At 63.3% G+C, this 7,394-nt stretch carries 7 protein-coding genes; 2 read left to right on the top strand and 5 right to left on the bottom strand.

Annotated elements, in window-relative coordinates; all coding sequences use genetic code 11:
* Positions 1-89 precede the first annotated feature (89 nt).
* On the top strand, positions 90-1,154 hold the full coding sequence (locus tag IVB22_RS37750; RefSeq protein WP_247522218.1) for a ketopantoate reductase family protein: 1,065 nt from the start codon (positions 90-92) through the stop codon (positions 1,152-1,154).
* A gap of 594 nt (positions 1,155-1,748) precedes the next feature.
* Here the strand turns inward: IVB22_RS37750 and IVB22_RS37755 are convergent.
* From IVB22_RS37755 to IVB22_RS37770, 4 genes are all read right to left on the bottom strand, one after another.
* Positions 1,749-2,465, bottom strand: coding sequence for a dihydrofolate reductase family protein (locus IVB22_RS37755; protein ID WP_247522219.1), 717 nt, complete (start codon positions 2,463-2,465; stop codon positions 1,749-1,751).
* 125 nt (positions 2,466-2,590) lie between these two features.
* Positions 2,591-2,929 carry an HNH endonuclease gene (locus tag IVB22_RS37760; protein WP_247522220.1) on the bottom strand — a complete coding sequence of 113 codons (339 nt, stop codon included), beginning with the start codon at positions 2,927-2,929 and terminating at the stop codon, positions 2,591-2,593.
* A 110-nt stretch (positions 2,930-3,039) separates the two neighbouring features.
* Positions 3,040-5,274, bottom strand: a complete 2,235-nt coding sequence (locus IVB22_RS37765; RefSeq protein WP_247522221.1) for a CHASE3 domain-containing protein — start codon at positions 5,272-5,274, stop codon at positions 3,040-3,042.
* Positions 5,275-5,292: 18 nt separating this feature from the next.
* Positions 5,293-5,697 (bottom strand): response regulator, encoded by a 405-nt coding sequence (locus IVB22_RS37770; protein ID WP_247522222.1) that lies wholly within the window; start codon positions 5,695-5,697, stop codon positions 5,293-5,295.
* 180 nt (positions 5,698-5,877) lie between these two features.
* On the opposite strand from IVB22_RS37770, the gene IVB22_RS37775 reads away from it, so the two are divergent.
* On the top strand, positions 5,878-6,768 hold the full coding sequence (locus tag IVB22_RS37775) for a DMT family transporter (RefSeq protein WP_247522223.1): 891 nt from the start codon (positions 5,878-5,880) through the stop codon (positions 6,766-6,768).
* Between the two features lie 60 nt (positions 6,769-6,828).
* On the opposite strand, the gene IVB22_RS37780 is transcribed toward IVB22_RS37775, so the two are convergent.
* Positions 6,829-7,394 (bottom strand): BA14K family protein (locus IVB22_RS37780; RefSeq protein WP_247522224.1); only part of this gene is annotated, 566 nt, incomplete at its 5' end.

A 7,394-nucleotide genomic window follows, 5' to 3' on the forward strand; every position in this document is an offset into this window, starting at 1 on the left:
GCCTATCAATTCGTTGTATGCCACGGGCGAAATTTTCGGCCCGCTAAATAGTTGGGGCAAATTCTCACATCATTTGTGAAAGAGAGAGTATGGCGCGCAACATTCTGATCCTTGGGGCCTCGTATGGCTCCTTGCTGGCGACAAAGCTTTTGATGGCGGGTCACAACGGGACCCTGGTTTGCCGGAGGAAGACGGCGGACCTCATCAATCGCGACGGCACCGAAGTTCGCATCAAGCTGCGCGACGAGGCGGTGCACCGCGCGATCTTCTCGCGCGATCTGCCGGGTAAGCTGGACGCCACCACGCCCGCCGAGGTCGACCTTTCCCACTACGACCTAGTTGGGCTTGCGATGCAGGAGCCGCAATACACCAACCACACGATCCGCGTTCTGATGATCAAGATAGCCGCGGCAAATCTGCCTTGTCTTTCGATTATGAACATGCCGCCGTTGCCCTATCTCAAGCGGATCCCGGCACTGGCGGACATGGACCTCGAGGAGGCTTATACCAACGCCCAGGTATGGGAGCGCTTCAAGCCGGGACTGGTGTCGCTCTGTTCTCCCGATCCGCAGGCCTTCCGTCCGCCGGAAGAGGCGGCGAACGTCCTTCATGTCGGCCTGCCGACAAACTTCAAGGCCGCCGCCTTTGAAGACGAGCAGCATAACAAGTTGCTGCGGGAGCTCGAGACTGGCATCGACGCGGTGACGCTGGATGGCAAGGACGTTCCGGTAAAGCTCAAGGTGTTCGACTCGCTGTTCGTACCCTTGGCCAAATGGTCGATGCTGCTGACCGGGAATTACCGCTGCATCACGCCGCACGAGCCGCAGTCGATCCGCGACGCCGTGCATGGTGATCTAAAACTCTCGCAGTCGATCTATGACCATGTCGACGGCATCGCCCGCCGTCTGGGCGCCGACCCGGCGGATCAGGTGCCCTTCGAGAAATATGCCAAGGCGGCGGAAAGCCTTCTCAAGCCCTCATCGGCGGCCCGTGCGGTTGCCGCCGGAGCGCCCTTCATCGAGCGGGTCGACCTCCTGGTGAAGTTGATTGCACATCAGCTTGGCGCGCCCAGTGCCGAGATCGACCGCACGGTGCAGATCGTCGATCAGAAGCTGAACGAGAAGATCGTGGCGGGCGGCTCCGGCGCGCAGTGACGCGCGCGCAATCGCAGTTCGGCGCCACTGCGGCGCCGGGTGGTTGTGGCATCCGCTAAGTCTCGTGCTGTGCTTCGATGTTGCGCAAGCCCTCGCAGATCCACGTCACCTTGATGACCGCCATGAGTTTCCCTCATCGTTCGACCCGGGTTTGGCCGAGGAGAATTCGGCCTGCTGGCTCGACGATGACTGCATTGCAGTGGCTACCACAGCCGAGCCCCAGGATAGCGTCGAGGATGACGACGGACCGCTTCTCCGTCCGAGTGGGTTGGCTGTCTACGACGTGATCAAACGAACCTGCCTTCACGGCCGCCACCGACCCAATCGACGAGTTCATCACCGCGCCAACAGAGCGAGCGGATGCCAGTTGCGTTGAAGCTGGATTGCGTAAAGAGAGCCATGGGGCATCGTAGCTGGCAATTGAGCCCGTACAACAGACATGGTCACGAGTCTGCGAACACACTGCCGTAGCAATCCTTAAAAGTCCAATTCAGATCATTCGCGTCGTCGCTTGATGAGGGCAGAGGTAACATCTCCCCCACAACGCCTACCCCGACAGCGCGCGACGGACCATGTTGGCCAGCACAAAAGTGGTCAGTCTGGCCCACGTTCCACGGCGTGCCGCAACCACACCATGCCGCCTTCGAGCGTTTCGCAGTGCGTGAGGCGCAGCGATTGCCCGGCTCCGGGGCGGTCCCCCTCGGGCCCGTCATAATCCACGATGCTTTGCGTACCGGCCACGCCATCGACGGCGGGATGGATCAAGGTGCTGAACTCATCAATAAGCTTGTGCTTCAGAAAGGCGCCGTTGATCTTGCCGCCGCCTTCGAGAAGAAGCGTTTTGACACCAAACAGCGAGGCGATCTCTTCCATCGCGCGGGGCAGATCATCGCCCGTGGGTCCGGCGAAGACATAAGACACGCCGTCCTCACGCAATTCCGCGAGGTACGCATCGGATACTTCCTCGCCCAGAACGGCGACGACATGGTCGCCGCCGATATGGTCCTTGCCGTAATGAACGCGGCCCGATGGATCGATGCCGACTGCAAGCTTGCGCCCATTACGCCCGGCAATATGGGCATCGCGCGCGACCGTGGGTGCATCTTTGATCGGCCGTTCCGCTCCCTTCGCCATCTCGCTCATGGTCCTGCGGCCGACGATCCATCCATCGGCGCCGAACTGATTATGGACGCGTTCATAATGTCCACGCAGCACATCTCGAGGGATGCCGTTCGCAGGTGAAGTGAAGCGACTCGGATGCAGGCGACCGTCGATCGACGTGCCCATATGGCAGATGATGTAGGCGCGCATGGGTCTTTTCCTCACCTGCTGACGGTTTCTCAACTCGACCAGCGCGATGAATGCTGGCGACGACTGACGGGGCTCGGGTAGTAGAGACGATAGCGATCAGCGCCAACGCGGCTCTCGGGTGCGGATCATGCCTCTACGGAAACCTGTTTCACCAGCTCGGGAATAAGCCGTTTGAGTTGCCCGTGACTGAGGAGCGGCGAAGCGGCGATCGCGGCGAGCCGCTGTTCGACGTGGGGCCATTGATTGGTCTCGCGCGGGTCGGTGTCGTCCTTGGCGAGATTGCAGGGATAGCAGGACAGCACGCGGTTGGCCCTGCTATTCTTGCCTCCCTTTGCGAGCGGGATGAAATGGTCGATGCTGGCCTTGATCTTGCCGCCCGTTTTTATCCGGGGGAGTGCAACGTCGCAGTAGGCGCATCTTCCGCCCCAATCGAAATAGCAGCGCTTGTAGATCACGTCGGCCATTAGCCTTGGCTCCCACCGAATCCCTTCATCGAACCTCTTGCTCCTCCATACACCAGGTTGGCATTGAAGACGCCGCCGCAACTGAGGAGAAGCTAGCGCCTTCCACCAGTTCACCCCGTCAGCGCGCGGCGGACCATGTTGGCCAATTGGGATTTTCGATAGGGCTTGGTCAGCAGCAGCACGCCGCGGTCGAGGCGGCCCTGATGCACGATCGCGTTGTCGGTATAGCCTGACGTGTAGAGCACCTTGATGTCCGGCCGGAGCTTCAACACCTTCTCCGCCAGTTCGCGGCCGGACATGCTGCCGGGCATGATGACGTCGGTGAACAGGAGATCGAACGCCTGGCCGCCTTCGATCAGGTTCAGTGCCGCCGGTCCATTGGCGGCGCCCATCGTGCGGTAGCCGAGGCTCTGCAATTGCGCGGTGACGAAATTGCGCACCAGCGCGTCGTCTTCCACCACCATGATGGTTTCGTTGCCATGCGGCAGCGGCGCCACCGCGGCTGGCGCTGCCTCGACCTGGCCGCGGGCCGGCGGCAGATAGAGCTTGATCGTGGTGCCGTGGCCGATCTCGCTGTAGATCCGGATGTGCCCGCCCGATTGCTTGACGAAGCCGTAGACCATGCTGAGGCCAAGGCCCGAGCCCTTGCCGACCTCCTTGGTGGTGAAGAACGGCTCGAACACCTTGTCCAGCACTTCCTGCGACATGCCGGTGCCGGTGTCGCTGACCGCGAGCATCACATAGGGGCCGGGCTTCGCGTCTGGATTGGCCTGCGCATAGGCTTCGTCAAGCACGACGTTGCGGGTTTCCAGCAGCAGCTTGCCGCCGTTCGGCATCGCGTCGCGGGCGTTGATCGCCATGTTGAGCAGGGAGTTGGCGAGCTGCGAGGCGTCGATATGGGCCGTCGCCGTTTCCTGCTCGAGGATCGAGTTGACCTCGACCTGCTCGCCGAGCGTCGGCCGAAGCAGTTTTGCGATGTCCAGCACCGTGGCGTTGATGTCGACATTGCGCGGCTGCAGCGGCTGGCGACGGGCGAAGGCGAGCAGGTGCTGGATCAGCTCGCTGCAGCGTTCCGCCGCCTGGTCGATCAATTCCGCCGTCTTCTGCAACTTCGGCTCATGCGCGAGGCCCGCGACCAGCGTTTCGGTGGTGCCGGTGATCACCGTCAGCATGTTGTTGAAGTCGTGCGCGACGCCGCCGGTGAGCTTGCCGATGGCGTCGAGCTTTTGCGATTGCAAGAGCTTGTGCTCGGTTTCGCGCGAGGCGGTGGCGTCGTGATAGACCAGCGCGGCGCCGCTGATGGCGCCCGCGCCATCGCGCAGCGGCCGGCCGCTGATCATGAGATGAACGGGCGGGTTGCCGCTGACGGGGCGCACCACGATTTCGGTGGCGTCGAACGCTTCGCCGCGCAGCGCGCGCGAGGCGGGCATGTCGTGGACCAGCAGCGGCGTGACGCCATCGGCATGAAACACCGTGCTGAGCGAGCGCAGCAGTTCCACCGTCATTCCGGGCCGGTAGCGCAGCATCTTCTCGGCGGCCGGATTGGAGAGCAAAATCTCTCCCTTGGGGTCGATGACGAGCACTGCTTCTGCCATGCTGTGAAAGGTGCTGCGCAGAACGGCGGCCGAAAGCCTGAGTTCGTCATGCGCGGCAACCAGATGCTCGGTGCGCTCGGCGACCGCTGCTTCCAGCGCCTCGTTGGTGGCCTGGGTGGCGCTCAGCGAATCCTGAAGTTCGCGGCGCGAGCGGCGGGTCGATAGCGTCAGCGCGGTAGCGAGGATCAGGATCAGCGCGACGCCGGCGAGATCGATCGCCAGCAGGAACCTGCCGTTGGTGTTGGACTCGGCGCGTCTCGCGAAGAGCTGCCTGCGCTCCTCCGCCACCGCCTTTTCAAGATTCCCGGCGATCGCGGCCGTCGCCGCACGGTCCTCCTGGCCGACGAGCGCCGCGACCGCGGCAACGTCTCCGGCGGTGCGGCGCGTGATCAACTCGCCATTGATGGCAATCTGGCGCTCCACCAGCGCGCGGGTCTCGTCGATCAGCCGCTTTTCGGTGGGATTGTCCTTGACGGCCTCGATCAGGGCCGCCAGCGCCGGCAGGATCGTGGCGCTGACCTCACGGTATTCCCGGGCAAATTCCTGATCGCCGCTGATTGCGAAGGCACGCGCCGCGCTTTCCGCCCGGCGCAGCAGCGGGCGCATGTCCGAGATTTTGCTGAGTATTCCAAGCGCACGGTCGACGGAAGCGTTATCCGACCGCGACTTGAGGTCCAAACCGATCGAGGCAGCGCCGATAACGAGGAGGATAGCGAGGCCAATTCCGAGGATGATACGCTGCGAGGGCATTGCCAGTTGCTTACTTCGCTATTTCGAGTGGCGCGCGGAAGCTTTCGGTGTGGTGATGCATTGATTGACCGAGGTCAACAGCGCGTCCGGCGTGAAGGGCTTGCGCAGGCAGCATGCCGCGCCGAGCTCGATGGTCATCCGCAGGAAATCCGGTGCGCGTTCGGCGTTGGCGAAGGCATAGCCCGACATCGCGATAACAGGCAGGTCCGGTCTGCACTCTTGAAACATCCGGATCGATTCGAATCCACGCATATGCGGCATGAACACGTCGATCAGCATGACGTCGAAATCGCAGGATTCGAGTGCGCGCATTCCCGCCTCACCACCGTCGGCAACGGTGACCTCGAAACCCTTGCGCGTCAGACAAACCTCGATGGCAACGCAGACCATCGGGTCGTCATCGACCACGAGAACGCGCGGCACGATGATTCCTTCTTCCTCGGGAGGCGACTAAGCGACTCGCACATCCCACGTGACGATTAAGTCGAAACGCCGACAGGTCGTCTGTATGATAGACTGCACATAAAAGTTGTTGAGGGCAATTACGTTTCGCTGTGTCAGAACGAGAACAAATGTACTTCCGGTTCCGGATCTAATCCCGCCATGTCCCCGGTCAATCGCGCGGGGCGGCTGTCGCCGCTCGGGCTCGTCCTGCTCGCCGTCACGTCGGTCGGGTGGGGCCTCAATTTCCCGATCATGAAACATTTGCTGACGGAATGGCCGCCTTTGTCCTCGCGAGGCCTGTGCGGCATCGCCGGCGCCGCGGCGTTGGCTCTGTTTGCGCTCGCGCGGCGGCAGAAATTGAGCGTGCCGCGGCCGATGTGGCTGCGGTTGCTGCTGGTCTCGATGCTGACGATCGGAGGCTGGGTCGCGTTCATGGGGCTGGCGCTGTTGTGGCTCAACGCCAGCGAGGCCGCGGTGCTCGGCACATCGATCCCGGTCTGGGTGGCGCTTCTGGCATGGCCGATCCTGGGTGAGCGGCTGTCGCAGCTGCGCGCGGTCGCGCTGACGGTAGCGCTCGCCGGCATAGCCGTGCTGATCGGTGGCAACGGCTTTGAAGCCAGCGTCGAGAAGCTGCCGGGCATCGCGTGCGCGCTGGCCGGCGCGGTATGCGTCGGCCTCGGCACCGTGCTGACCAAGCATTTTCCGTTGGCGATGCCGCCGCTGTCGCTGGCCGCCTGGCAGGTCGGGCTCGGCTGCCTGCCGATCGCGATCGTTGGGCTTGCGGTCGAGCAGCCGCAACTGGCTGCGCTGTCATACGTCGGCTGGGTGTCGCTGCTCTATATGACGCTGATCGCGTTCTGCCTTTGCTACGTGTGCTGGTTTGCCGCACTGGAACGGCTGCCGGCGGCGACCGCCTCGATTGGAACCTTGCTCGTTCCCGTCATCGGGGTGCTTGCGGCGGCAGCGATGCTGCATGAGCCGCTCGGGCTTCGCGAGGTCGCGGCGCTGGTGTTCACGCTCGGTGGCGTCGCGGTGGCGCTGCGCTCGTAATCTTGCAATGAAAAGGGCGGCGCACCGGAATGCGCCGCCCTTCGAACTTACGATATCCTGTTATTGCGCGGGGCAGGGGTGCCGTTGCCCGTCATAGCCGAGATAGGTTCCTGACGCCGGATCGTAGGATTTGTACCGCTGCGTGCAGTACGCCACGGCATCGTCGCCGGCCGGGGGCGCCGCGGCGACCACGCTGTCGTCGTAATAATAGGGGTCGTTGTAATAGTAGGAGTTGTCGTAATAGCCATAGGCAGATCCGATGCCAGCACCGATCGCGAAGCCCGGCCAGAAGCCGCCGTGACGATGACGGTGATGATGATGATGACGGCCGCCGTGCCAGCCGCCACCCGCGACGGTACCTCCGCCGACGCCGGGCCGAACAACGGCAGGTCCGCGGCCGTCCGTGCCGGCAACGACGCCAGGCCTGATGCCGCGATCACCGCCGGGTGCAACGGCCATGCCGCCACCTCTGAAGCCGCCACCGCCGCCGGGTGCAACGGCCATGCCGCCACCTCTGAAGCCGCCACCGCCGCCGGGCGCAACGGCCATGCCGCCACCTCTAAAGCCGCCACCACCGCCGGGTGCAACGGAACCACCGCCACCGCCCCTCATGCCACCGCCACGGC

The sequence above is a fragment of the Bradyrhizobium sp. 190 genome (assembly GCF_023073415.1).
In the GTDB taxonomy this organism is placed as follows: domain Bacteria; phylum Pseudomonadota; class Alphaproteobacteria; order Rhizobiales; family Xanthobacteraceae; genus Bradyrhizobium.

What these genes read in the sequence shown, in the direction of transcription:
- IVB22_RS37760 (WP_247522220.1), bottom strand. Translation starts at nt 2,929, where the DNA reads ATGGCCGACGTGATCTACAAGCGCTGCTATTTCGATTGGGGCGGAAGA.
- IVB22_RS37765 (WP_247522221.1), bottom strand. Translation starts at nt 5,274, where the DNA reads ATGCCCTCGCAGCGTATCATCCTCGGAATTGGCCTCGCTATCCTCCTC.
- IVB22_RS37750 (WP_247522218.1), top strand. Translation starts at nt 90, where the DNA reads ATGGCGCGCAACATTCTGATCCTTGGGGCCTCGTATGGCTCCTTGCTG.
- IVB22_RS37775 (WP_247522223.1), top strand. Translation starts at nt 5,878, where the DNA reads ATGTCCCCGGTCAATCGCGCGGGGCGGCTGTCGCCGCTCGGGCTCGTC.
- IVB22_RS37755 (WP_247522219.1), bottom strand. Translation starts at nt 2,465, where the DNA reads ATGCGCGCCTACATCATCTGCCATATGGGCACGTCGATCGACGGTCGC.